Here is a 22,809-nt window from a genome sequence, read left to right as displayed (position 1 = left end):
GATAGCCCGCTTCTGCTGTTGATGTTGACGTTGCCTTGGCTTCAGCAGGTGCAGGGCTGCAAGCCCTGCAAACCCCACCCCCTCAGTGAGCAGCAGGCCGCGACGGTGGCAGCCACGCCGCCACGATACCCAACAGCGGCAGGAACGCGGTCAACTGGTAGACGTACTCGATGCTGGTCTTGTCCGCCAGCAGGCCGAGCACGGCAGCACCCAGCCCGCCCATGCCGAAGGCGAAGCCGAAGAACAGGCCGGACACCATGCCGATGCGGTGCGGCATCATCTCCTGCGCGTACACCACGATCGCCGAGAACGCCGACGACAGCACGAAGCCGATCAGCACCGCCAGCACGGTCGTCCACAGCAGATCGGCATGTGGCAGCATCAGTGCGAACGGCGCCACGCCCAGGATCGAGGTCCAGATGATCGGCTTGCGGCCGATGCGGTCACCCAGCGGGCCACCAAGGAAGCCGCCGGCGGCGGACGCCACCAGGAACGCGAACAGATGCAGCTGGGCCTGCGCCACCGGAATGCCGAAGTGATGGATCAGGTAGAAGGTGAAGTAGCTGCCGATGCTGGCCATGTAGAAGTACTTGCTGAAGATCAGCACCAGCAGGATCGCCAGCACCTTGGCCACGGTGCGAGACGGATGCCGCGGCGCCATCGCAGCCGTGCTGACCGGTCGAGGCGTACCCAGATGCAACGCGTACCAGCGGCCGACATAGGTCAGCAATGCGATGCCGATCAGGGCAGCACCGGCAAACCACGATGCGGCGTGCTGGCCATACGGCACGATCACTGCGGCGGCGATCAACGGGCCAAGCGCTGTTCCGAAATTGCCACCCACCTGGAACACCGACTGCGCGAAGCCGTGACGGCCGCCCGAGGCCAGTCGCGCGATGCGCGAGGCTTCCGGATGGAAGATGGCCGAGCCAATGCCGACCATCGCCGCAGCCATCAGCACCACCGCGTAGTTCGGTGCGAAGCCGAGCAGCAGCATGCCGCACAGGGTCGAGGCCATGCCGATCGGCAGCGAGTACGGTGCAGGGCGACGGTCGGTGGCCATGCCGATCAACGGCTGGAAGATCGAGGCGGTAAGCTGGTAGGTCAGCGTGATCAGACCGATCTGGGTGAAGCTGAGATTGAAGCCGCCCTTGATCACCGGATAGATGGCCAGGATCAGCGACTGCATCATGTCGTTGACGACATGCGAGGTGGAAATGGCTGCCAGCACGCCGGGGGCCACCGGGCGTGAGGTCGTTGCGGGAGAAGCCAGGGTCGACATGGACACAGTCAGGTTGGGGGCGAGCCACGCATGCTACGGTGGCCTCCCCCTCCCTTCTGCCGCGTTCGGGTCATGGCATATCGCAAAAAGGACACTCCCTGCCCGGTCCGCGAGACTGCACCGTGGAACGAGGTTCCGGTACACCGCCCGGTGACCTGCCGCGCCCGCCACTACAAACCCGGCACCCACATCGCGCCCCACCGGCATCGCCGTCACCAGCTGGTGTTCGCCATGTCCGGACTGATGGTGGTGCGTGCGGACGGCGGCCGCTGGGTGGTGCCCTCGACCCGCGCGATCTGGGTGCCGGCCGGCATGGCCCATGCGGTGGACTGCATCGCTGAGGTGCATATGCGCAGCCTGTACGTGGAACCGGATTTCGCGCCGCAGCTGCCGGACGAGGCGTTCGCGGTACAGGTAGCGCCGCTGCTGCGCGAGCTGCTGCTCGCCGCCAGCCTGATCGAGACCGCGCATGTGGATGACAGCCGCGACGGCCGCGTGGTGCGCCTGCTGCTGGACGAGCTGCACCGCATGGACGTGCTGCCGCTACACCTGCCCTCGCCCTCCGACCCGCGCCTGCAGCGGATCTGCCAGCACATCCAGAAACATCCCGGCGACGACGCCACCCTGCAGGACTGGGCGCAGGCGCTGCAGGTGGACGTGAAAACCATCCAGCGTCATTTCGCCAGTGAACTGGGCATGACCTTCGGGCAGTGGCGGCAGCAGGCGCGGCTGCTGGCCGCCCTGGAGCGACTGGCGGTCGGCGACAAGGTCATCGATGTCGCGCTGGCGATGGGTTACGACAGCCCCAGCGCGTTCACCAGCATGTTCAAGCGGCAGCTGGGGCAGACGCCGGCGGCCTTCTTCCGATGATCCTTTGAACGGCATCCACGCATGGCGTGGATCTACTACACCACAAACGACAACGCCGGGCATGGCCCGGCGCTACCGTTCTACGCTTCCATGGAAAAACTCAGGACGTCATCCGGTCCCAGAAGCCCTTCACGCCATCCATGAAGGTGGCCGACTTCGGCGAATGCTTGCGCGCTTCCTCGCCGACGAAGGTGGCTTCGAACTGTTCCAGCAGCTTGCGCTGCTCAGGGGTGAGGTTAACCGGAGTCTCCACCACCACGCGGCAGTACAGGTCGCCCTCGCTGCGGCTGCGCACCGAACGCACGCCCTTGCCGCGCAGGCGGAACAGCTTGCCGGTCTGGGTCTCGGCCGGAATGCGGATCTCCGCTTCGCCGCCCAGGGTGGCCACGCGCACGGTGTCACCCAGTGCCGCCTGCGAGATGCGGATCGGCACTTCGCAGTGCAGATCGTCGCCATCGCGCTGGAAGATCGCATGCTCGCGCACGCGCACTTCCACGTACAGGTCGCCCGGCGGCGTACCGGCCGGACCGGCCTCGCCTTCGCCCTGCAGGCGGATGCGGTCGCCGGTATCGACGCCCGCCGGCACCTTCACCGACAGCACCTTGTCTTCCTCGACACGGCCATTGCCGTGGCAGGTCTTGCAGGGCTTGGCGATAATCTGGCCGCGGCCGCCGCAGTTGTGGCAGGCCTGCTGCATGGCGAAGATGCCGCGCTGGATGCGCACCTGGCCGCGGCCATGACACACATTGCAGGTCTCGACCTTGCCGTCTTCGGAGCCGCTGCCATCGCAGTCGCCGCACTCGGCCAGGGTCGGGATCTCGATGCGGCGCTCGACGCCGCGCACGGCCTCTTCCAGGTCCAGCTCCATCACGTAGCCGATGTCGGCGCCACGACGGGCCTGGCGCGGACCACCGCCGCCACCGCCAAAGATGTTGCCGAAGATATCGCCGAAGATATCGTTCATGTCCGGGCCGCCCGGACCGCCACCGCCCATGCCGTGCTCGAACGCGGCGTGGCCATGGCTGTCGTACATGCGGCGCTTGTTGCCGTCGGACAGCACTTCGTAGGCTTCCTTGCACTCCTTGAAGGAGGCTTCGGCCGCCGCATCACCCGGGTTGCGGTCCGGGTGGAACTTCATCGCGCAGCGACGGTACGCCTTCTTCAGCTCGTCGTCGGTGGCGGTGCGGGCAACGCCCAGCACTTCGTAATAATCGCGCTTGCTCATATCGTGAATCGGGTTCCGGAAAGTCGGGATTCGTCAAAGCGGAAGAGCGGAACCAGGTCCGCTCTTGCGTCGGGCGCCCCGACACGCCGGTGGGCGGTCAGGACCCTGATGCGACAACGGGACGCTGATGGCCAGCGTCCCGTGTCGGTCCGGATCAGGACTTCTTGTCGTCCTTGACTTCGGTGAACTCGGCGTCGACCACGTCGTCCTGCGCCTTGCCGGCATTGCCGGCGTCGGCACCCGGGGCACCGCCCTGGTCGGCCGAAGCAGCGGCGAACAGCGACTGGCCAGCTTCTTCCAGTGCCTTCGACTTGGCTTCGATCTGTGCCTTGTCGTCGCCCTTCATCGCGGTTTCCAGGTCAGCCAGCGCCGCCTCGACCTTGCCGATGACATCGCCGCCGACCTTGCTGCCGTGCTCGGTGATGGCGCTGCGGGTGCCGTGGATCAGGGCGTCGGCCTGGTTGCGGGCCTGCACCAGTTCCTGGAACTTCTTGTCTTCTTCGCGGTTGGCTTCCGCGTCGGCGACCATGCGCGCGATCTCTTCCTCGGACAGGCCCGAACCGGCCTTGATCTCGACCTTCTGTTCCTTGTTGGTCTTCTTGTCCTTGGCCGACACGTGCAGGATGCCGTTGGCGTCGATGTCGAAGGACACTTCCACCTGCGGCAGGCCACGCGGGGCCGGCTCGATGCCGGACAGGTCGAACTTGGCCAGCGACTTGTTGAAGCGGGCCTGTTCGCGCTCACCCTGCAGCACGTGCACGGTCACGGCCGACTGGTTGTCCTCGGCGGTGGAGAACACCTGCGAGGCCTTGGTCGGGATGGTGGTGTTCTTCTCGATGATCTTGGTGAACACGCCGCCCATGGTCTCGATGCCCAGCGACAGCGGGGTCACGTCCAGCAGCAGCACGTCCTTGACGTCGCCGCCGAGCACGCCGCCTTGGATCGCCGCACCCAGTGCCACGGCTTCGTCCGGGTTGACGTCCTTGCGCGGTTCCTTGCCGAAGAACTCGGTCACCGCCTGCTGCACCTTCGGCATGCGGGTCTGACCACCGACCAGGATCACTTCGCTGATGTCGCTCGAACGCAGGCCGGCATCGTTCAGGGCGACGCGGCACGGCTCGATCGACTTCTTGATCAGGTCGTCCACCAGGGCTTCCAGCTTGGCGCGGGTCAGCTTGATGTTCAGGTGCTTCGGACCCGACGCGTCAGCGGTGACGTACGGCAGGTTCACTTCGGTCTGCTGGGCGCTGGACAGCTCGATCTTGGCGCGCTCGGCAGCATCCTTCAGGCGCTGCAGGGCCAGCGGATCCTTGCGCAGGTCGATGCCCTGGTCCTTGTTGAACTCTTCAACCAGGTACTCGATGACGCGGTTGTCGAAGTCTTCGCCACCCAGGAAGGTGTCGCCGTTGGTGGCCAGCACTTCGAACTGCTTTTCACCGTCGACGTTGGCGATCTCGATCACCGAGACGTCGAAGGTGCCGCCGCCCAAGTCGTACACCACGATCTTGCGATCCTTGTTGTCGCCCTTGTCCAGGCCATACGCCAGCGCGGCCGCCGTCGGCTCGTTGATGATGCGCTTGACGTCCAGCCCGGCGATGCGGCCGGCGTCCTTGGTTGCCTGGCGCTGGCTGTCGTTGAAGTAGGCCGGCACGGTGATGACCGCTTCGGTGACCTTCTCACCGAGGAAGTCCTCGGCGGTCTTCTTCATCTTTTCCAGCACCTTGGCCGAGATTTCCTGCGGAGCCATCTTCTTGCCGTCGCTGGTGGCCACCCAGGCGTCGCCATTGTCATGGGCCAGGATGCTGTACGGGACGTGCGCGATGTCCTTCTGCACTTCGGCGTCGGTGAACTTGCGGCCGATCAGGCGCTTCACCGCGTAGAAGGTGTTCTTCGGGTTGGTCACGGCCTGGCGCTTGGCCGAGGCACCGACCAGGACTTCGCCGTCCTTGGTGTAGGCGACGATCGACGGGGTGGTGCGATCGCCTTCCGAATTCTCGATGACGCGGGCCTTGCCGCCGTCCATGATCGCCACGCACGAGTTGGTGGTGCCGAGGTCGATACCAATGATCTTGCCCATGGGGGAGACTCCTGAGGATGCTTGTTGGTGTCAGTCCGGCCGTTCGACCGGTGGATGAATACGATGTGGGGGAGGCTCGTGGAACATTCAAGCCGTCTCCCGAACGCTGTGTTCAGCGCCTGGAAAACCTTGCCAGGCATGGCCTGGCACAACCGGGACCGGGCAAAGCCCGGCCCGGCCGATCAATCGGCGGCCACCACCACCAGCGCCGGCCGCAGCAGGCGCTCGTTGAGCAGGTAGCCCTTCTGGAACACGGTCACCACGCTGCCCGGGGCGGCGCCCGGCGTCGGCACCTGGCTGATAGCCTGGTGGTGTTCCGGGTTGAACGGCTGGCCGATCGGGTCCAGCAGGACCAGTCCGTTGTCGGCGGCCACCTTCAGCAGCTGCTTGTAGGTCAGCTCCAGGCCTTCGCGCAGCGGGTGCGGGTCGTCGCCGGCGGCCTTCAGGCCGGCATCCAGGCTGTCGAACACGGGGAGCAGATCGCCCAGCAGCTTCTCGTTGGCGAACTTGCGGGCCTGTTCGATGTCACGGGCAACGCGCTTGCGCTGGTTCTCCAGGTCGGCGCGCTCACGCAGGGCATCGGCCTTGACCTGTTCGATTTCGGCGCGCAGGCGCTCCACTTCGTCGTTGACGCCGGCGGCGGCGGCCGCATCGGCGGCAGTCTGCTGGGATTCGATATCTGGATGTTCGTGGTTCATGTCTGGGTCCCTGGCGGTCAATCTCCGCCTCCACCCACCCTAGTGTGGGCGGGATGCTGCGTTTCAAGCGTCGGATGTTCCGGGAGTGCGTCCGGCCGGTGAAAAGGCCGCGCCGAGCACATCGGCAGTGGCCTGGACCAGCGGAATCATGCGGTCGTAGGCCATCCGCTTGGGGCCGATCACGCCCAGCACGCCCAGTACCTGGCCATTGGCGGTGTACGGGGCGGTGACCAGCGAGACCCCCTGCAACGGCATCATCCCGGTCTCCTCGCCAATGAAGATGCGCACCCCCGGGGCCTGGATGGTCCGCTCCAGCAGCTGCAGGATCTCGCGTTTGCTGGAGAACAGCTCGAACAGTTCGCGCAGGCGCTCCAGGTCCGACAGGTCCTGCACCCCCATCAGCCGGGTCTGGCCGGCCACCAGCATGTCGTCGGCGGCCGGCTGCAGGGCCTGCTCGGCCAGTTCGATGCTGTGCGCCAGCAGCTGCTCCAGCTCGGAACGGGCATCGCGCAGCTCCAGCAGCAGGCGGGTGCGGATCTCGGCCATCGGCAGGCCGGCGAAATGGGCATTGAGGTAGTTGGCGACCTGCTCCAGCTGGCCCGGCGCGAACTCCTGGCGGGTCTCGATGACGCGGTTCTGCACCTCGTTGTCGGCAAACACCAGGATCGCCAGCACCCGGCGCCCGTCCAGCGCCACGAAATCGATCTGGCGGAAGGCGAACTGCTCGCGCCGCGGCGCACTGACCACGCCGACGAAGTGGCTCATCGCCGACAGCAGCTCCGAGGCGCTGCCGAGCAGGGCCTGGGTGCTGCCGCCGCTGGCCAGTTCCTGGCGCAACCGGGCCAGCTCGCCCTCGCCCGGCGGCTGCATCTGCAGCAGGCTGTCGACGAACACCCGATAGCCATGCGCGGTCGGGATGCGCCCGGCCGAGGTGTGTGGCGAGGCCAGCAGCCCCAGGTCTTCCAGGTCGCCAAGGATGTTGCGGATGGTGGCCGGGCTGACCTCCAGGCCAGCCACGCGCGCCAGCGTCTGCGAGCCGACCGGCTCACCGTCCTGGATGTAACGCGCGATCAGCGTGCGCAGCAGATGGCGCGCACGCGGGGCAAGCTGGTCGGGAGAACCGTGCATGGAATCAACCTGTGAGACACGGACACTAGATAATGGCGGCGCATCACCTTGGCAAGTCATTGGACCTCCCTCGCCCGCGTGCTAGCGTTGCGCGGCTGCTGATACCCCCTTACCCATGCTCAGACATCTTTCGATCAAGGATTTTGCCGTCGTCCGCGCCACCGAACTGGAGTTCGGGCCAGGCATGACCGTGGTTTCAGGCGAGACCGGCGCCGGCAAGTCGCTGATGGTCGACGCGCTGGGCTTCCTGTCCGGCCTGCGCGCCGACAGTGGCGTGGTCCGCCATGGCGCCGCGCGCGCCGAGCTTTCCGCCGAATTCGCGCTGGACCAGCTGCAGGCCGCGCGCCAGTGGCTGGCCGACAACGAGCTGGACGACGAGGAACAGTGCCAGCTGCGCCGCGTGATCCGCGCCGATGGCGGTTCGCGGGCGTGGATCAATGGCCGCCCGGTGACCCTGGCCCAGCTGGGCGACCTGGCCTCGCTGCTGGTGGAGATCCACGGCCAGCACGAACAGCAGGCCCTGCTGACGCGCCCGTCGCAGCTGGCCCTGCTGGATGCCTATGCCGGCAACGAGAACGAGCGCCGCCAGGTGCGCCGCGCCGCCGCGGCCTGGCAGGCTCTGGTCGATGAATCGCTGGCGCTGTCGCAACAGGGCGACGTCAGTGACCGGATCGGCTTCCTGGAGCACCAGCTGCGCGAACTGGACCGCGAAGATCTGGAACCGGAGTCGATCGTCGCACTCGGTGCCAGCCACCGCCGCCAGGCCCACGCCAGCGCCCTGCTGAGCGCCTGCCAGGCGGCCAGCAACCAGCTCAATGGCGACGACGGCAGTTCCGCGCTGGACCTGCTGCAGCAGGTGCGCCACGAGCTGTCGCGCCTGATCGAACACGACCCGCGCCTGGGCGAGGTGGACGGCCTGATCGAGAACGCCTCGATCCAGCTGCACGAAGCCCTGTCGCTGCTGGACCGCGTGCATGACGACCTCGACGCCGACCCGGAGCAGTTCGAGGAGAACGAGCGTCGTCTCGGCCGCCTGCACGACCTGGCCCGCAAGCACCGCGTGCCGATGGACGAGCTGGGCGCGCAGCGCGAGCGCATGCATGCCGAAGTGGAACAGCTGCGCGGCGCCGACGAACGCCTGCAGCGCCTGGCCGGCGAAATCGACAAGGCCGCTGCGGCCTGGCGCGTACAGGCCGAGGTGCTGACCGCCAGCCGTCGCAGCGCCGCTGCCGAACTGTCGGCCACCACCACCGGCATCATCGCCGAGCTCGGCATGGGCGGCGGCCAGTTCCTGATCGAGCTGGAGCCACAGGACGCCGGCAAGCCCGATCCGCAGGGTGCCGAACGCGTGGAATTCCTGGTCGCGGCCAACGCCGGCCAGCCGCCGCGCGCCCTGCGCAAGGTCGCCTCGGGCGGTGAACTGTCACGTATCTCGCTGGCCATTGAAGTGGCTGCGCTGGACCTGGATGCGGTGCCGACCATGGTGTTCGACGAGGTCGACTCCGGCATCGGCGGTGCAGTGGCTGACATTGTCGGCCAGAAGCTGCGCGCGCTCGGCGAGAAGCGCCAGGTGCTGTGCGTGACCCACCTGCCGCAGGTCGCCTCCAAGGGCCACGCGCATTACCGGGTCAGCAAGGCGCCGGTGGAAGGCATGACCCAGAGCGCGGTGGAAAAGCTGGACAGCAAGGCGCGCGAGGAAGAGCTGGCGCGCATGCTCGGCGGCGTGGAAGTGAGCAAGGAAGCGCGCGCCGCCGCCCGCAAGCTGCTGCAGGTCTGAGGCCTGTTCGCGGTTATCCACGCATGGCGTGGATCTACAACGCGCGAGGTAGTGCCGGCCGCTGGCCGGCAACCCAACACAGGTGAACGAAGATCATGAGGTTGCCGGCCAGCGGTCGGCACTACCCCCGTGGCCGCGCCAGATCCACCGTTTCCACCAGGAAATCGAGGAAGGCGCGCACCCGCAGCGGCAGGTAGCCACCCTGCCCCAGGAACACCGCATGGACCTCTTCCAGGTCACCGGGATTGGCCTCTTCCAGCACCGGCAGCAGGCGTCCGGCGGCGATGTCCTCCTGCACCTGGTAGGTCGCCAGCCGCGCCAGGCCCAACCCGCCCAGCACCAGCTGCCGCAGCGCGTTGCCATTGCTGGCGCGGGCATTGCCACTGGGCAGCACCATCCGCTCGCGTCCGTCCTGCAGCAGCGGCCAGCCCTGCATCGCACGCGCATGGCCGATGTCCAGACGGTTGTGCGACATCAACTCCTCAGCGTTGCGCGGCAGTCCATGCCGCTGCGCGTAGGCTGGCGCGGCCACGATCATCATCCGCGTCGCACCCAGCCGTCGCGCCACCAGGCTGGAACTCTTCAGCGGGCCGGCCCGCACCGCCACGTCGGTGCGCTGCTCAAGCAGGTCGATCACCTCGTCGTTCAAGGTCAGATCCACCCCCACCTGCGGATTGCGCTCCAGGAATGCCGGCAGCAGCGGCAACAGGAAATGCTGGCCGAACGGCACGTTGGAATTGACCCGCAGGCGTCCGCGCGGCTCGGCATGGGCGCTGGCGCAGCGCTCGGCCTCCTCCAGGTCGGCCAGCACGCGCAGGCCGCGCTCGTAGAACGCGCAGCCTTCCGGGGTCAGCTGCAGCTGGCGGGTGGAGCGCTGCAGCAGGCGCGTACCCAGCCGTTGCTCCAGCCGGGCCACCAGCTTGCTGACTGCCGACGGCGTCATGTCCAGGGTGCGGGCGGCGGCAGAGAAGCCACCGGTCTCGATCACCCGCACGAACACTTCCAGTTCGCCGGATCGGTTGATGTCGGGTCGCGCCATGGCGATGAATCCAGTTCACAGATGATTATCCATGCGCAGTCTAGTTCACAGATCGACGGAGAATCACCATGGCCCTCCCTCCTCCCGGGATTGCCCGATGAACCGCCTCAGCCAGCTCACCGCGACCGCCTTGATCACCCTCTCCAGCGCAGCCAGTGCCGCCCCGGCCCCGCACTGGGTCGCCAGCTGGCAGGCCAGTCCGCAACCGGTCTGGGGCGCCGATTTCCTGTTCCCGACCCTGGTTCCGGCCACGCTGCAGGACCAGACCTTCCGCCAGACCGCGCGCATCAGCCTGGGCGGGCCCCGGCTGCGGGTGCGGCTGAGCAATGCCTACGGCACCCAGCCGCTGCGGATCGGGGCGGCCAGCGTGGCTGCACACGCGGGTGTCACCCCGCAGCCGCTCAGTTTCGACGGCCAGCCCGGCGTATCGATCGAGCCCGGTCAGGAACGGCTGAGCGATCCACTAGCGGTGGCCACGGATGACCGCCAGGCGTTGCAGGTCAATGTCTTTGTGCCGGGGCCGACGCCACTGCAGACCTTCCACTGGGACGGGCGCCAGACCAGTTGGATTGCGCCCGGCGACCAGAGCCTGGCCCAGGCTCTGAGCGGGGCCAGCAGCACCACTGCCCGCCTGTTCCTGGCTGGCATCGAGGTCGAGGCGGCGGCCAGCGCACGCAGCGTGGTGGTGATCGGCGATTCGATCACCGACGGTGCCACCGCCAGCCTCGATCAGGACCAGCGCTGGACCGACCATCTGGCGGCGCGTCTGGCACCGCGGGGCGTTGCCGTGGTCAACGCCGGTATTTCCGGGGGGCGGCTGCTGCGCGATGGCATGGGCGAATCCGCCTTGGCCCGCTTCCGGCGTGACGTGCTGGATCAACCAGGCGTGGTCAGCGTAGTCGTGCTGATCGGCATCAATGACATCAGCTGGCCCGGCACCGCCTTCGCCCGGAACCAGGCCCGGCCCACGCTGGCCGAACTGCAGGCGGGGTATCGCACCCTGGCCGAGCAGGCCCATCGGCGGGGTCTACGCATCCTCGGCGCCACCCTGACACCGTTCGCCGGCGCCCTGCCCGGCACGCCGCTGGACGACTACTACCAGCCGGAGAAGGAAGCACTGCGCCAACAGCTCAATGCCTGGCTGCGCAGCGACAGCCCGTTCGATGCGGTGATCGACCTGGATGCGGCGCTGCGCGACCCGGCCGATCCGTCACGGATGGCCGCCGCCTACGACTCCGGCGACCACCTGCATCCGGGCGATGCGGGTAACCGGGCCATGGCCGAGGCGGTGGATCTGGAGGTGTTGATGGGGCCCCTCACACATGGCGTGGATCTGCCGTAAGCAACGAAAAACCCCGGGCAGGCCCGGGGTTTCGTCGCATCCAGCTGGCCCGAACGGCTTACTTGCGCTTCTTGCGCACGTAGAGCACCAGCGAGTGCTCTTCCAGCTCATAGCCGTGGTCTGCGGCGATCTTGCGCTGCAGCTCCTCGATCTCGTGGCTTTCGAACTCGATGATCTTGCCGCTGTCCACGTCGACCATATGGTCGTGGTGGCCGCCACGGTCCAGCTCGTAGACGGCCTGGCCGCCTTCGAAATTGTGCTTGAGCACGAGGCCGGCGGCCTCGAACTGGGTCAGCACCCGGTAGACCGTCGCCAGGCCGATCTCGTCGCCATGCTCGAGCAGCTGGCGGTAGATGTCTTCGGCGGTCATGTGGTGCTGGGCATTGCGCTGTTCAAGCAGCGCCAGGATCCGCATCCGTGGATGGGTCACCTTCAGGCCGACTTTTCGCAGGTCGTGGGTTTCCATAGGTCTCCGTTCATTGGCGATTTAGCGCCAGCTGCCTCGGATTGGGTCGCGGTGGCACGCCGGGAGTGTATCATCGGTTTGATTTCCCCAACCGCCAGTCCCGATGCGCAATCTCCTGTTGGTCGCCGCCGTCGCCCTGTCCACCACCGGGTGCGGCATCATCTACAAGCAACCCATCTATCAGGGCAACCTGATCCGGGAAGATGCCGTGGCCAAGCTGCAGGTCGGGCAGAGCAAGCAGCAGGTCACTGCGCTGCTGGGCACCCCGTCCATTCCGGACCCGTTCCACGCCCAGCGCTGGGACTACACCTCCAGCCAGCGCGTGAACCGCCTGGGCCGTACCGAGGTGAAGAACTTCACCGTGTTCTTCGACAATGACAACGTGACCCGCTGGGAAGGCGATTACTTCCCGGGTAACGACAAGGCCCTGGCCCAGCAGACCGTGCGCCAGTTCGGCCGCAATCTGCCGAAGGACAAGAAGAAGAAGGGTCGCTGACGCCCCCTGCCCGTCCTCGCGGACGGGCGACAGGAATCAACCGCCGAGCGCGCGACGCCGGCGGTTGTCCTTGGGGTCGGCCTGCAACGGGCGTAGCAGCTCGATGCGGTCGCCATCCAGCAGCACCTGCTGCGGGCGCGCCAGCAGCCCATGCACGGCCGCCGCCGGGCAGTCGGCACTGCCGTCCAGCGCAGCAGCGGCAATGGCCTCGGCCACCGTCGCGCCCTCGTCCAGCTGCAACCGGCGCGAAAGCACCCGCTGCGGCCAGGCCAGCACCACCTCGACCCCGATCATCGCTCAGGCCTCGTCGGCAACGCGGATGAAGTCGTTGACCATGCGGTCGGCCAGGCTCTGGAAGCCCAATGCCAGCGCCGGACCGAGCAGGCGCGAACTGGGCTCGAAGTCCAGGGTCAGGGTGACCTTGCAGGCATCTTCGGCCAGCGCATGGAACTCCCAGCGGCCGTGCAGCTGCTTGAACGGGCCATCGCGCAGCTGCATATCGATGCTGTGCGGGCGCTGCAGGGTGTTTTCAGTCTGGAACCAGGTGCTGAACGAGCCCAGGCCCAGGTCCAGGCGCGCTACCAGCCGGTCCTCGCCCTGCTCCAGGATCTGGGCAGCCGAACACCAGCGGAAACGGCGCGGATAGGCCTGGACATCATTGACCAGGTCGAACATGCGCGCGGCCGAATGTTCGACCAGGGCGCTGCGGCGGATAGTAGGCATGAATACAGGACGTTTCGGCAATCGACCGGGCGGGCCCGAATCGGAGACAATACGGAAATGAGCAAGAACAGCGGCAAGGATAAAGCAAAGAGCGCGACGGCCAACAAAACCATCGCGTTGAACAAGCGTGCCCGCCACGAGTACCACATCGAAGACCGCTTCGAAGCCGGCCTGGCCCTGCAGGGCTGGGAGGTGAAATCGATCCGTGCTGGCCGCGGCAACATCGTCGACGCCTACGCCTACGTGAAGGATGGTGAGATCTTCCTGATCGGCGCGCAGATCACTCCGTTGATCCAGGCCTCGACCCATGTCGTGGCCAACGACCGGCGCGATCGCAAGCTGCTGCTGCACCGGAGCGAGATCGACAAGCTGGTGGGCAAGGTCGAGCGCGATGGCTACACGATCGTGCCGACGGCGATGTACTGGAGCAAGAACAAGATCAAGCTGGAAGTGGCGCTGGCCAAGGGCAAGCAGACCCACGACAAGCGCGATGCCGCCAAGGACCGCGACTGGGCGATCGAGAAGCAGCGCGTGATGCGTCGCGGCAACCGCGACGCGTAAGGCCGTTGCACATGATCATGTAGAGCCGAGCCATGCTCGGCTGCCTTGGCTTTCTGTAGAGCCGAGCCATGCTCGGCTTCGGTAAGAAAAGCAGTCGAGCATGGCCCGACTCTACAAAAGGCGGGTCACCCCGCCAGCATGCCCTGCCTGCGCATCCGGGGCGACAGCGCCGCGTGCATCACCGCCAGGTGCATCACTACCGCCAGCTCCGGTGCGTAACGGTCATCGCCCAAGCGCCACTGTTGGGCCAGGTTCGCGGCATCAGCCGGCAGCAACGCCAGCAACTGGGCGTCGTCCAGTGCATCGGCCGCGCCCTGCAGCTGGCGCGCCATCTGTCGCGACTGCCACACATGCACGCCGATGCTGAGACTGGCCAGCGACATCAGCACCACAGCCAGCCCGTGCTCGAACCACTGCGACAGCACTTCCGGCCCCCACAACAGGGCGGCCAGCACTGCCAGGCCCGGCAGGCGCCACCCCAGCCAATGGATGCGGCCGCGCTGCGACCAGTGCACCACCACCGCGCTGGCGACCAGTGCCGCCGCAGCCGTGGCCGGCAACTCCGTCACCCAGGTGGCCGCCAGCAGCACCGCCAGCACCGCCCAGACCCAGCCCGGCGGCAACGCACGCCGCTGGTAGTCGGCACCGACCGGCCCGATCAGCTGCCGCAGGCTGCGTTGTTGGCTTGCATCGGTCACCCATGGTCTCCGTGTCTGTCCTGGCTCGGATGGTCATCGCCAGTGTGTCGCAAATTCGTGCCCACGAAGTTAGCAATCCGCTATGACAGACGCTCTACAACAAGTTGCGGATTGACAGGACGCGCGGCTCGCCCGCAGCGCTCACCCCACCGACAGATACTTGCTGAGGAACACCCTGCATGTGCCGGCCGGATCGCATGGCACCCGGCCGAACACGATCCATCCATGCTTCACATAGAAGTCGGGCGCCTGGAAGCTGAGGGTGTACAGCACGCCGGAACGGCAACCGCGACGCCGCGCTTCATCCTCTGCGGCCTTCAGCACACGCGACCCCAGCCCGTTGCCGCGATGGGCCGCTGGCAGATGAAACAGATCCACGAACCACAGGCCCAGTGAGGTTCGCCCGGTAAGGCCCCCTACCACCTTGCCGCTGGCCGGATCGGTAACCAGTACCGCCAGCGCGCGTCGATCGGCATACCCTGCAGCCTCCAGATTGAATTGGTCCAAGCCAGTGCCAATCACCTCCAGCGCTTCGTCGCTGGGTTCATCTGTTACTGCAACGTCTAGCGTCATGGCGTCCTTCCACTGGCTCAACTTCAGGAATCTGGATGCTATCAAGCCTGATCGCACCTACGCCGGCCCGCTTCAGCGTTTGGCGCTATTGCGGCCCGTCTTGAGCACAGACCGATGCCACTGCCTTCAACAACAGATCGGCCTGCAGCCCTGATGCAGGACCTGTTGCCGGAAACGCTGCCGCGAGGGCCTTCGCCGCCTGATCTGCGTGTGGCTGGATGTACCAGGACGATTCAGCCAACAGCATGCCACCGCGCACCTCTTGCCCGATCCGATACTGTCCCCAGTTGCCGGGGCTGACGGAAATGGCCATGAGCCCCCGTGGAGTGATGCCCGGAAATTCGAGCTCGGCGTCCCAAGGGATCGCAACGTGCCAAACAGCTGGGAACCGGACGCTCACCCGCGTGACTGTTCAGGAAGATTGCCGTAAGATCCGTCTCGTTGGGCAGGGTCAGTGTCAGCTTTTATGACGGCATTGGCCCCAAAGCCTTGCAATGCTTGAAGAAACCGGGGGTGCATTGGTTTCGACGGGGGTTGTGAAGTCGCCTGGCGCATGCCGAGGGGGTAGCTTTCCTCGTAAATCCAGCTGCAAAACTCTAGTTGCCAACGACGACAACTACGCTCCGGTCGCTCTCGCAGCCTAAAAACTGCGGTGCGTGACCTTCTGCCGACTTAGGCGGAGCCTCGAAACTGCTTGTGTCCATGCTCGCAGCGTAGAGTCATTATCATGGAATCGCGCTGGGCGGCTGCCTGTCAGTCCGGCACTAGAACACAACAGGCTGGTTCCCGGGTGCGCTTTGCACACCGTGCTGCTCGGGGATGAGATTCAACGGTGAGCTAAGCATGTAGTGCTGGGGATGGAGTGCCTTCGGACGGCGGTTCAATTCCGCCCACCTCCACCAACTGCTTGCAAAATCTATCACTAAGTGGCTGATTTTGCAAGGGTTTTGGCATCGGAGTGATACACGAACTGAGCCTGTCTGCAGGTATCAAAGTAGGTATCACTCCGTGCCAAAGCCATTTTTCCTACGCAGACCGAGCGGGCTATACGTCCGTTTTTTTGTGCCTACGGATCTGCAGCCCCTTATTGGCTCCCGCTATCTGGTGCGACGCCTGCCCCCTGCTTCAATCGATCTGATGCGGCTTACAGCCGCAAGCGCCGCTGTGGCACTCTCTCAGGCATTCGACCGCATCAGACGTAGCCCAATGACCGAGAAGGATCGGGACGCCCTGCTGAGGGCCTTGGCCGGAACCATTGACCGCTGGACCGGCAACATCGAGCTGCCCAACGGCACCAAACTAACTGACCTCCAAGTCAATGGTCAGGATGATGCCCAAGCACTGCTCCACGCCATCAATGGCTTGTCCTCCACCCAATTTGCAACTCGCGACGCCACACTGCCCTCGATCATCGAGCCGGTCCCAAACGACAGTCTCGCTACGCGAATTGACTTGTATCTGCAGGATTTGAGGAATGCGAAGACCTCAAGCGGCAACCTGCTGGACAGCGAAAATACGCTGACAATCTTCAAAGAAATTGCTGGCCCAGACGTTCCAATGTCGCAGGTGAGCCAGACGCATGTGCGTGCGTTTCTTGGCGGGCTTCACGACTGGCCCAGCAACGCAAGGAAAAAAGCAGCCTACAAGGACCTGTCAGCGCTTCAAATCATCGCCACGGTCAAGCGACAGCGCGCCAAAGGCGAGACGATTGCGGGACTGTCGGACAGAACACTGGGAAAGCACCGCGACCGACTGGCCAGCTTTCTCAATGCTCAAGTCACTAGCGGTCAGATCGCCCGCTCCCCTTTGGATGGGATCAAGCGCCAGAATGCCTCCAGATCTGTGGCCGTGCTGCCCAGGCGCCCCTTCCGAATTGAAGAGATCGATCAGATCTTTGATCTGAAGAATTTTCTGGCATGGACCCAAGAGCGTCCAGACCGCTACTGGGGAACGCTGCTTGGCGCAGGAACCGGCGCACGCGTAAACGAAATCGCCCAGCTCTATGTCCAAGACGTGGCAGAGGTCAGCGGCATATGGGGCTTACACATCCGCGCTATACGCAAAGATCAGAAGCTAAAAAACGCAAACTCCCAACGCTTCATCCCGCTCCACCCAGAACTGTTGAGAGCTGGCTTTCTGACCTACATCCAGGATGTCACCGCCGCAGGACATGATCGAGTGTTCCCTCAACTGCCATGGCATCAGAAGGCCGGTTACGGCGACGCCCTGGGCGACCAGTTCCGCGCCTACCTGACCAAACTGGATATGGCACAGCCAGGCTTCGGCTTTCACTCATTCAGACACACTGCTAGCACACGACTAGTGTATGCCGGTATACCAAATCCAATCGTCGCAGCCATCACCGGTCACCTTGCCCAGTTGCCAGGCGAACTCGGCACCTACGTCCAAGTTCCTACTCTTCATGCCCGAGCCGATGCTATCGCCCTTCTACCCGTTCCTGGCAACCTCCCCACTTACATGCATGGAGATGCTCTGAGTTCGCTTCAAAAGGCGCATATCACAGCAAGAAGGCGTAACGCTAATAGCGCAGCCCAAATGCGAAGGCGAGCCTTGGACCGAGCCCAGCGTTAGCAGATTCGTCTGCCTACCCTCTTCTCAACGGCCAATAGTGAAATTCATGAAACGTGGATCCTACAAATCACCTGCAAAACAGCCCGCGCCGATAGACCCATTGTTACTCGCTGCTGAGCTTCATCGCCGATCCTTCGAAAATCTCGCCCAAGCCACCAGTCTCGACGAAGAAGCATTGACGGCATGTTTCCTAGGTGGACTTACAACATCGTTCTCTATCGTCGCAGCGCTATGCCACATTGACCCCAACGCGAGCCCCCCCTTGTCCTGGACGCAATACAGAAAAAAAGCGGGCAATGAAACGCTATTGAACGAATCTGACGTTGGAGCTGACTTCGCCATGGTGTGTTGGAGACCCGGCGGAAAAATGCGCATTGCTCTGTTTCAAGCAAAGAATGGTCAATGCAAGGGCGACGAAGAGGACGCAAGCCGCGAAGAATGGAAGCTAGACGTTCACCGACGCCCGAAAATGCCTGAACCAGGCACCCCCTGGCGAGAAGCGCAAATGGTTCGACTCGTCAGAACTTCAGTCCTCTTCCAAGAAGTCCGCACTAGCAGCCCGAGTATTGATCTACCCCAAAGTATCCAAAGAGCCAAAGCCAAGGCAGGCAATGCGACTAGCGAGGAACTAACCTCCCAATGCAAAAACGTAAAATGGATAAAATACATCGGATACTTTAATGGAAAGGCCGTATGCATACCCATTTCCAACATAACCGACGCGCTCCCTAGAGAACTCGAAGATGAATCATTTACGCATAACTGGATCAAGCTTACCGACAAATCCTCCCCCACCGACTTTGCAAAAACGCTCATCCAGGGACTCGGCACAGATGACTCTTGGCTCGAACTGAATGAAGAGGCTGGAATTGCCCTGTTACCCAGCCTTGTTGACCTCATGCCAATATATGTTGGCCGCTCCGGGGGAGGAAAGGAGCTGGAGATAAAGAACGCGGCAGCTCTGTCCCTCACAATCAATCAAGAATTCCAGAAATCACTGAAGAATGAATTCGATAGATTGAGACAAGTATCGCCGAAACCTGCACCGACGCAGGGCTAACGTTCCTGCGGCGCCAGATCCAGCTGATCCCAGCCTTAAGCCCAGCCACCACTCATACCGCTCGAAATTATCGACCGCCTCACTGCCGCACCAGACAACTTCCGAAGGAAAGCGTCCTCCACAATCATAAAATGCGCATGAACCGATCCCAAGCGCGAGACGCCGGGTGACATCAATCGGTAACCATGTCAGCCGTAGCATCGAGATGTGACAAGGCAGCTGAGCATTTACTAACACATCTCTATGCACTGAAGGACTTAACTCATGACAGCATCGATAGCCCAAGGCGCCACCGAGGGTGGAGTGACAGATCATACCTTCATCAGCAACATGGACAAATCAAAGGATCCGAACTACAACAACCCTGGAAACATCAAGGCTGGCGCCTTTGCCACTCGACATGGAGCGAACGGCGAAAAGAATGGATTTGCTACGTTCCCCACATATGTAGATGGCCGAAAGGCACTGTATGCGCTTCTTGACCACAACTATGGCGCATACACGTTCAACAACATGTTCTCTGAAAAATATAATCCAAATGATGAACGACATCCGCATCAGGCAGAGACTGAGCGCGACGAAATCAAAGATTGGATTACGAAGAACGGCGGGAAGCTCGACTGGGACAAGCCGCTAAGCAAGCTCACGGACATGGAGTTCTACTACGTCACCCAGGGAATAATTCACCATGAGGGATCATCAATTCTAATGACTGACGAAGGCGGACTAGACGATCCGAATCGAGGCGGCCCGGATAGCGGAACTCCCGATCATGGTGGCTTCGGATTCCCCGGATTCATTCAGGGATGGGGCCCGCCTGGCTCTGTGATCATTGGCCCCATCCAACACCCGTAGCATTTCAAAATAGTTCTCAGCGCCAATGCCCGGACTGAATAGTCAGTCCGGGCAATATTGTATCGGAGCCAAAATGAAGATCGCAGTAAAAAGTGCTATCAAGAACTTTCTTGCCCTATCCCCCCTATTGTTTTCGGGAGTGGCGCACGCCACCCCAAAAGATAGTGCAGTCAGCGTCGTAGAGTATGATAAGTCAATCGAACTGAGGGGAAAAATAAAGGCGGGCCATGCAAATTATCTGTCCTCACCCAATCAATCAGAACCGGAGCAATATCTGTATATCCATCTTGACAGGGGAATCTCAGCATTTCCATCCGAGGACAAAGACGACGAAAACTCAATCGCCAGACATCAATACGACATCACTCTCAAGGCAAAAACGAACGAGCTAATTCCCAAATTACAAAGAAGCATTGAACGCCATGCGACCCTTACCGGAAAGCTATCAGCCGGCCTACCCCATAGCAGCGGCGCCACTGATCTAGTTTTTATCGTTGATTCAATAAAATGAACTCACCATTCAAAAGCGCCGCCCTGTAGCGCGATTGAAGCGAGAGGAATGCAACACTTAGGAAACCCAAGCCTTCAACCTTACGAACCACTCATCTCGCTCGGCTTCATTGGCCGCTGTGCTCCTAAGCCAGCGGTCCGAGTGGCGCACGAAAGGAACCAGCCAGAGCGGGTGAACAACGTCCCGCACCTGGACTTCCAGGCGATGGGTGACCACTCCTTTGTAGTTGTATTCCCCAGTGCGGATGGCGAGCACTTCAGACCGCCGCAGGTAGCGCTCGCCCTTCACGGGGTCCCGAACCCAGATAGTGTCCCTGCCCACGTCCAAGGCAATGTGATCATGGGATACCGTGGGCTCGAACTCTTCAGGCTTATGCTTCTTCAGTTTTGGAGTTCGGCGACGGAACAGCCACGGCAAGCCCCACAGCAGCGCAAGCGGCCAGAAGACCAGCTGCCCGAACAGCATCAGGCCGAAGACTACCCCATCAGCCGTCGTGCCCTCTTCGAACACCACACCGCACAGCCACCAAAGTGCAAGACCGGTGATGATCCAGCGGACTGCCTTGAACAAGGTCCACATACGAGCTTCCTAGCGATGGTTGGAGAGGACCGGGGTCAGCGACGGCCTACAACAGTCCAGTTGCCGCCAACTTTGTCGATGACGAAAGTGCCGACAAGCTGCTGTTGCTCAGTGCGAGTGCCCAGCCGATACCGCGCAGTTCCGGTGACACTGCACGCATAGCCGGGGCTGTCCCCACGCACGCACTCTCCTACCTTCAAGTGCTCAAACGTCATCGTCGTTCCCATCGCCTCCTTGAAATACACGGCCAAGGCTTTCTCAACATCGCCGCTCCCAGGACCACCCGAGCAAGCAACCAGCAGCGCAGTAGCGGAAAGCGTCCAAAGCTTCTTCATGTGTGTTCCTTCAGTCGATGAGTAGGCAGTGATTGCCCGGATTCGTTGCAGTGCCAGGTAGGACTTCGCTATCAATCAGTGACCCGGCCTTGTTGATGACGATCACGATCTGACTAGGCCGCGCAGAGGAGTCCTCCTCTCGCTCCCCTAGATAGACCAGAGCGACGGCATCCTTGAAGTCATAGACCTTGCCGAAGCCAATGACGCTATGCGCTTCGGGAGGCAGCAGAACCGGCTTTCCATCGAGCTTGATAGCGCGTTTGTAGTCCCGGCCTTCGACGGAGTCGATGCGGCCGATCCTGGTTCGGATGGGGCCAGTAGGCATTGCAGAGCCATGACCCGTGGCCCAAATGAAAGCGGATACCTTCGGCCGCCCTCCCCCATCCACCCTGAACTGGCCAGTCTGCAGTTGGCACGACAGGCTGGGCATAGCGTCAGCAGAAGCAGTGAACGCCAGAAGACCCACCAATGCCCAGCACCTCATATCCATAACCACCTCCTCGCCCAACGAATATTTGCGTTCAATGCAAATGACCAGCTAAGCTTAGGCGGGCACACTTCGGGTAGTCAATGCCCTTCTTGCTGCCCCGAATGCCCGCGCCGTTACCAACAACCACTGCTCTTGGCCAACGCCTCCGCGCCGCACGCGCAGCCAAGGGCTGGACTCAGGCCCAGCTAGGGGAACTATTGATGGGAGTGGATGACCCAAACACCACTGCGCCCCGCATCAGCAGGTATGAGAGGGGCCTTCATAAGCCTGATCTAGAGACCATTGAGAAGCTCGCGGAGCTTCTGGATCTCCCAGCCGCTTACTTCCTTGCTGCCTCTGACGTGGTTGCGGAGGCAATCTTGGTGCTGACACAGCTTGATGCCCGAAAACAGAAAGAAGCACTGGCGCTTCTAAAAAGCCTCGCCCCCGCTAGCAAGTGACGCGCACCGAACGGCCTAGCGACTTCCTACGCTATGCCTAGGTGCCAGCAAGGAAGACCCTAATGGCAAGCCTCGCCTACGACCTCCTGATGGCATTGATTCCCGGCACGGCCGCTGGATACTACTCGGGCTTGCTGATGGCCAAGCTCTCAAAGTTCAATGCGCTGAAATACGAGGCACTTCGAGCTATTCGATCAATCAACTACATGGGCGATGCCAGTAACACACAGATCATCAGTTCAGATAAGAGTGAAGAACTTCACCTGATAGCATCCGAGCTCTTCCTTCTCAAGCACAAGCGCGCCGGAGTTTCCTTGATGGAAGTTAACAATGAGCTTCTAAATTCAATAGCAGCATGCAAGCACTCTGCCTATCCCGTCGATACCTTCATTAAGCAGATCAGTGACTGGCAAGCTCGAATTCGCGGCCTGAAGGTAGGGCAACGCTTCTTCCTTCCTTGGGGTCAGATCTGATGTCTCTTTAGCCGAGCATTGAAAAATTCGTCGGCGCCCGAAAATTCTTGGCCCGCTCCGTTTTTCTGCTGAAGAACTGCAAGTGCTCTTTTACGGAAAAGGCCACCTCCGCCATCTGATTCAGAATACATCTTCCTGCTGACTCAGGGCACTATGGGCCCGCTGTTTTGCCTCGGTCTTTGCTTCTAACCGCCGACCGACCGAGGCAAAGTCTCCCCCAGCCCGCAATAAGCGAGTCTGGGGACCTTTGCCGGGTCGGTCTACTCCTGCCTGGGCAGAGGACCATCGTCGGCGCTGTGATCACTGTCAATACACAGCTGCGGCAGGTTCACGCCTGACATGGCGCCGGGGCTGGGGTCCTGCCACCAGCATTCACTGGCGTCTCTCCCATGGGCTTTGCCCCGTGATCAGGCTGTCGCCTGACGCTCTCCAATCTTGCCCTTCGCATACATGGCCGACCCGAGACGGGGCACACAATCCAAGACCAGCTAGGGAACCCATGCCTTGGAACCTCCGCGA

26 protein-coding genes and 1 other RNA gene are annotated in these 22,809 nt (G+C 62.8%); 12 read left to right on the top strand and 15 right to left on the bottom strand.

The window, feature by feature from the left end:
- Nucleotides 1-82 precede the first annotated feature (82 nt).
- Nucleotides 83-1,282 (bottom strand): MFS transporter, encoded by a 1,200-nt coding sequence (locus tag ACZLHH_RS09295; protein WP_071229475.1) that lies wholly within the window; start codon nucleotides 1,280-1,282, stop codon nucleotides 83-85.
- A 72-nt stretch (nucleotides 1,283-1,354) separates the two neighbouring features.
- Here ACZLHH_RS09295 and ACZLHH_RS09290 point away from each other — a divergent pair, with 72 nt between their 5' ends.
- Nucleotides 1,355-2,152, top strand: a complete 798-nt coding sequence (locus tag ACZLHH_RS09290) for an AraC family transcriptional regulator (protein ID WP_049463047.1) — start codon at nucleotides 1,355-1,357, stop codon at nucleotides 2,150-2,152.
- Between the two features lie 100 nt (nucleotides 2,153-2,252).
- Here ACZLHH_RS09290 and dnaJ read toward each other — a convergent pair whose 3' ends face one another.
- From dnaJ to hrcA, 4 genes are all read right to left on the bottom strand, one after another.
- Nucleotides 2,253-3,377 carry a molecular chaperone DnaJ gene (gene dnaJ / locus ACZLHH_RS09285; RefSeq protein ID WP_005409242.1) on the bottom strand — a complete coding sequence of 375 codons (1,125 nt, stop codon included), beginning with the start codon at nucleotides 3,375-3,377 and terminating at the stop codon, nucleotides 2,253-2,255.
- Nucleotides 3,378-3,531: 154 nt separating this feature from the next.
- The gene (gene dnaK / locus ACZLHH_RS09280; RefSeq protein WP_005409241.1) at nucleotides 3,532-5,454 is read right to left on the bottom strand and encodes a molecular chaperone DnaK; all 1,923 of its coding nucleotides are present in this window, start codon (nucleotides 5,452-5,454) and stop codon (nucleotides 3,532-3,534) included.
- 182 nt (nucleotides 5,455-5,636) lie between these two features.
- Nucleotides 5,637-6,152, bottom strand: coding sequence for a nucleotide exchange factor GrpE (grpE, locus tag ACZLHH_RS09275; protein ID WP_107432374.1), 516 nt, complete (start codon nucleotides 6,150-6,152; stop codon nucleotides 5,637-5,639).
- Nucleotides 6,153-6,215: 63 nt separating this feature from the next.
- Nucleotides 6,216-7,280 (bottom strand): heat-inducible transcriptional repressor HrcA, encoded by a 1,065-nt coding sequence (gene hrcA, locus ACZLHH_RS09270; RefSeq protein WP_107432375.1) that lies wholly within the window; start codon nucleotides 7,278-7,280, stop codon nucleotides 6,216-6,218.
- 115 nt (nucleotides 7,281-7,395) lie between these two features.
- Here hrcA and recN point away from each other — a divergent pair, with 115 nt between their 5' ends.
- On the top strand, nucleotides 7,396-9,057 hold the full coding sequence (gene recN, locus ACZLHH_RS09265) for a DNA repair protein RecN (protein ID WP_032128288.1): 1,662 nt from the start codon (nucleotides 7,396-7,398) through the stop codon (nucleotides 9,055-9,057).
- 121 nt (nucleotides 9,058-9,178) lie between these two features.
- On the opposite strand, the gene ACZLHH_RS09260 is transcribed toward recN, so the two are convergent.
- Nucleotides 9,179-10,096 (bottom strand): LysR family transcriptional regulator, encoded by a 918-nt coding sequence (locus ACZLHH_RS09260; RefSeq protein WP_071229472.1) that lies wholly within the window; start codon nucleotides 10,094-10,096, stop codon nucleotides 9,179-9,181.
- 97 nt (nucleotides 10,097-10,193) lie between these two features.
- Here ACZLHH_RS09260 and ACZLHH_RS09255 point away from each other — a divergent pair, with 97 nt between their 5' ends.
- Nucleotides 10,194-11,438: an SGNH/GDSL hydrolase family protein gene (locus ACZLHH_RS09255; protein ID WP_107432376.1), complete on the top strand. Its 1,245-nt coding sequence runs from the start codon at nucleotides 10,194-10,196 to the stop codon at nucleotides 11,436-11,438.
- 58 nt (nucleotides 11,439-11,496) lie between these two features.
- Here the strand turns inward: ACZLHH_RS09255 and fur are convergent, their stop codons facing one another.
- Nucleotides 11,497-11,904: a ferric iron uptake transcriptional regulator gene (fur, locus tag ACZLHH_RS09250; RefSeq protein WP_005409235.1), complete on the bottom strand. Its 408-nt coding sequence runs from the start codon at nucleotides 11,902-11,904 to the stop codon at nucleotides 11,497-11,499.
- A gap of 103 nt (nucleotides 11,905-12,007) precedes the next feature.
- On the opposite strand from fur, the gene ACZLHH_RS09245 reads away from it, so the two are divergent.
- Nucleotides 12,008-12,400, top strand: a complete 393-nt coding sequence (locus ACZLHH_RS09245; RefSeq protein WP_010484453.1) for an outer membrane protein assembly factor BamE — start codon at nucleotides 12,008-12,010, stop codon at nucleotides 12,398-12,400.
- 36 nt (nucleotides 12,401-12,436) lie between these two features.
- Here ACZLHH_RS09245 and ACZLHH_RS09240 read toward each other — a convergent pair whose 3' ends face one another.
- Complete coding sequence (locus ACZLHH_RS09240; protein WP_107432377.1) at nucleotides 12,437-12,694, bottom strand: RnfH family protein; 258 nt, start codon at nucleotides 12,692-12,694, stop codon at nucleotides 12,437-12,439.
- Nucleotides 12,695-12,697: 3 nt separating this feature from the next.
- Nucleotides 12,698-13,123: a type II toxin-antitoxin system RatA family toxin gene (locus ACZLHH_RS09235; protein WP_010484449.1), complete on the bottom strand. Its 426-nt coding sequence runs from the start codon at nucleotides 13,121-13,123 to the stop codon at nucleotides 12,698-12,700.
- Nucleotides 13,124-13,180: 57 nt separating this feature from the next.
- Between ACZLHH_RS09235 and smpB the strand changes: the two genes are divergently transcribed.
- The gene (gene smpB / locus ACZLHH_RS09230) at nucleotides 13,181-13,684 is read left to right on the top strand and encodes an SsrA-binding protein SmpB (RefSeq protein ID WP_010484447.1); all 504 of its coding nucleotides are present in this window, start codon (nucleotides 13,181-13,183) and stop codon (nucleotides 13,682-13,684) included.
- A 125-nt stretch (nucleotides 13,685-13,809) separates the two neighbouring features.
- Here the strand turns inward: smpB and ACZLHH_RS09225 are convergent, their stop codons facing one another.
- The 3 genes from ACZLHH_RS09225 to ACZLHH_RS09215 form a co-directional block, all read right to left on the bottom strand.
- The gene (locus tag ACZLHH_RS09225; RefSeq protein ID WP_032128284.1) at nucleotides 13,810-14,382 is read right to left on the bottom strand and encodes a hypothetical protein; all 573 of its coding nucleotides are present in this window, start codon (nucleotides 14,380-14,382) and stop codon (nucleotides 13,810-13,812) included.
- Between the two features lie 141 nt (nucleotides 14,383-14,523).
- Nucleotides 14,524-14,976 (bottom strand): GNAT family N-acetyltransferase, encoded by a 453-nt coding sequence (locus ACZLHH_RS09220; RefSeq protein ID WP_258014099.1) that lies wholly within the window; start codon nucleotides 14,974-14,976, stop codon nucleotides 14,524-14,526.
- Nucleotides 14,977-15,040: 64 nt separating this feature from the next.
- The gene (locus tag ACZLHH_RS09215) at nucleotides 15,041-15,268 is read right to left on the bottom strand and encodes a hypothetical protein (RefSeq protein WP_258014098.1); all 228 of its coding nucleotides are present in this window, start codon (nucleotides 15,266-15,268) and stop codon (nucleotides 15,041-15,043) included.
- Nucleotides 15,269-15,464: 196 nt separating this feature from the next.
- On the opposite strand from ACZLHH_RS09215, the gene ssrA reads away from it, so the two are divergent.
- The 5 genes from ssrA to ACZLHH_RS09190 all read left to right on the top strand — a co-directional run bounded on the left by ssrA (nucleotide 15,465) and on the right by ACZLHH_RS09190 (nucleotide 19,973).
- Nucleotides 15,465-15,857, top strand: a transfer-messenger RNA (tmRNA) gene (gene ssrA / locus ACZLHH_RS09210).
- Between the two features lie 304 nt (nucleotides 15,858-16,161).
- A complete protein-coding gene (locus tag ACZLHH_RS09205; protein WP_478478779.1) occupies nucleotides 16,162-17,547 on the top strand; it encodes a site-specific integrase in 1,386 nt (461 codons plus the stop codon).
- Nucleotides 17,548-17,593: 46 nt separating this feature from the next.
- On the top strand, nucleotides 17,594-18,607 hold the full coding sequence (locus ACZLHH_RS09200) for a hypothetical protein (protein WP_478478778.1): 1,014 nt from the start codon (nucleotides 17,594-17,596) through the stop codon (nucleotides 18,605-18,607).
- A 264-nt stretch (nucleotides 18,608-18,871) separates the two neighbouring features.
- Nucleotides 18,872-19,462: a hypothetical protein gene (locus ACZLHH_RS09195; protein ID WP_478478777.1), complete on the top strand. Its 591-nt coding sequence runs from the start codon at nucleotides 18,872-18,874 to the stop codon at nucleotides 19,460-19,462.
- A 73-nt stretch (nucleotides 19,463-19,535) separates the two neighbouring features.
- On the top strand, nucleotides 19,536-19,973 hold the full coding sequence (locus tag ACZLHH_RS09190; RefSeq protein WP_478478776.1) for a hypothetical protein: 438 nt from the start codon (nucleotides 19,536-19,538) through the stop codon (nucleotides 19,971-19,973).
- A 57-nt stretch (nucleotides 19,974-20,030) separates the two neighbouring features.
- Here ACZLHH_RS09190 and ACZLHH_RS09185 read toward each other — a convergent pair whose 3' ends face one another.
- The 3 genes from ACZLHH_RS09185 to ACZLHH_RS09175 are packed head-to-tail and all read right to left on the bottom strand — an operon-like array spanning nucleotide 20,031 to nucleotide 21,212.
- Nucleotides 20,031-20,552 (bottom strand): hypothetical protein, encoded by a 522-nt coding sequence (locus ACZLHH_RS09185; RefSeq protein ID WP_478478775.1) that lies wholly within the window; start codon nucleotides 20,550-20,552, stop codon nucleotides 20,031-20,033.
- Nucleotides 20,553-20,587: 35 nt separating this feature from the next.
- Complete coding sequence (locus tag ACZLHH_RS09180; RefSeq protein ID WP_478478774.1) at nucleotides 20,588-20,887, bottom strand: hypothetical protein; 300 nt, start codon at nucleotides 20,885-20,887, stop codon at nucleotides 20,588-20,590.
- Nucleotides 20,888-20,897: 10 nt separating this feature from the next.
- A complete protein-coding gene (locus ACZLHH_RS09175) occupies nucleotides 20,898-21,212 on the bottom strand; it encodes a hypothetical protein (protein ID WP_478478773.1) in 315 nt (104 codons plus the stop codon).
- 245 nt (nucleotides 21,213-21,457) lie between these two features.
- On the opposite strand from ACZLHH_RS09175, the gene ACZLHH_RS09170 reads away from it, so the two are divergent.
- A complete protein-coding gene (locus ACZLHH_RS09170; protein WP_313770477.1) occupies nucleotides 21,458-21,817 on the top strand; it encodes a helix-turn-helix domain-containing protein in 360 nt (119 codons plus the stop codon).
- A 62-nt stretch (nucleotides 21,818-21,879) separates the two neighbouring features.
- Complete coding sequence (locus tag ACZLHH_RS09165; protein ID WP_478478772.1) at nucleotides 21,880-22,290, top strand: hypothetical protein; 411 nt, start codon at nucleotides 21,880-21,882, stop codon at nucleotides 22,288-22,290.
- Nucleotides 22,291-22,809: the final 519 nt, after the last annotated feature.

Source organism: Stenotrophomonas sp. 28608_Sma, from assembly GCF_056486185.1.
This window is presented reverse-complemented; position numbering and strand designations above follow the sequence as displayed.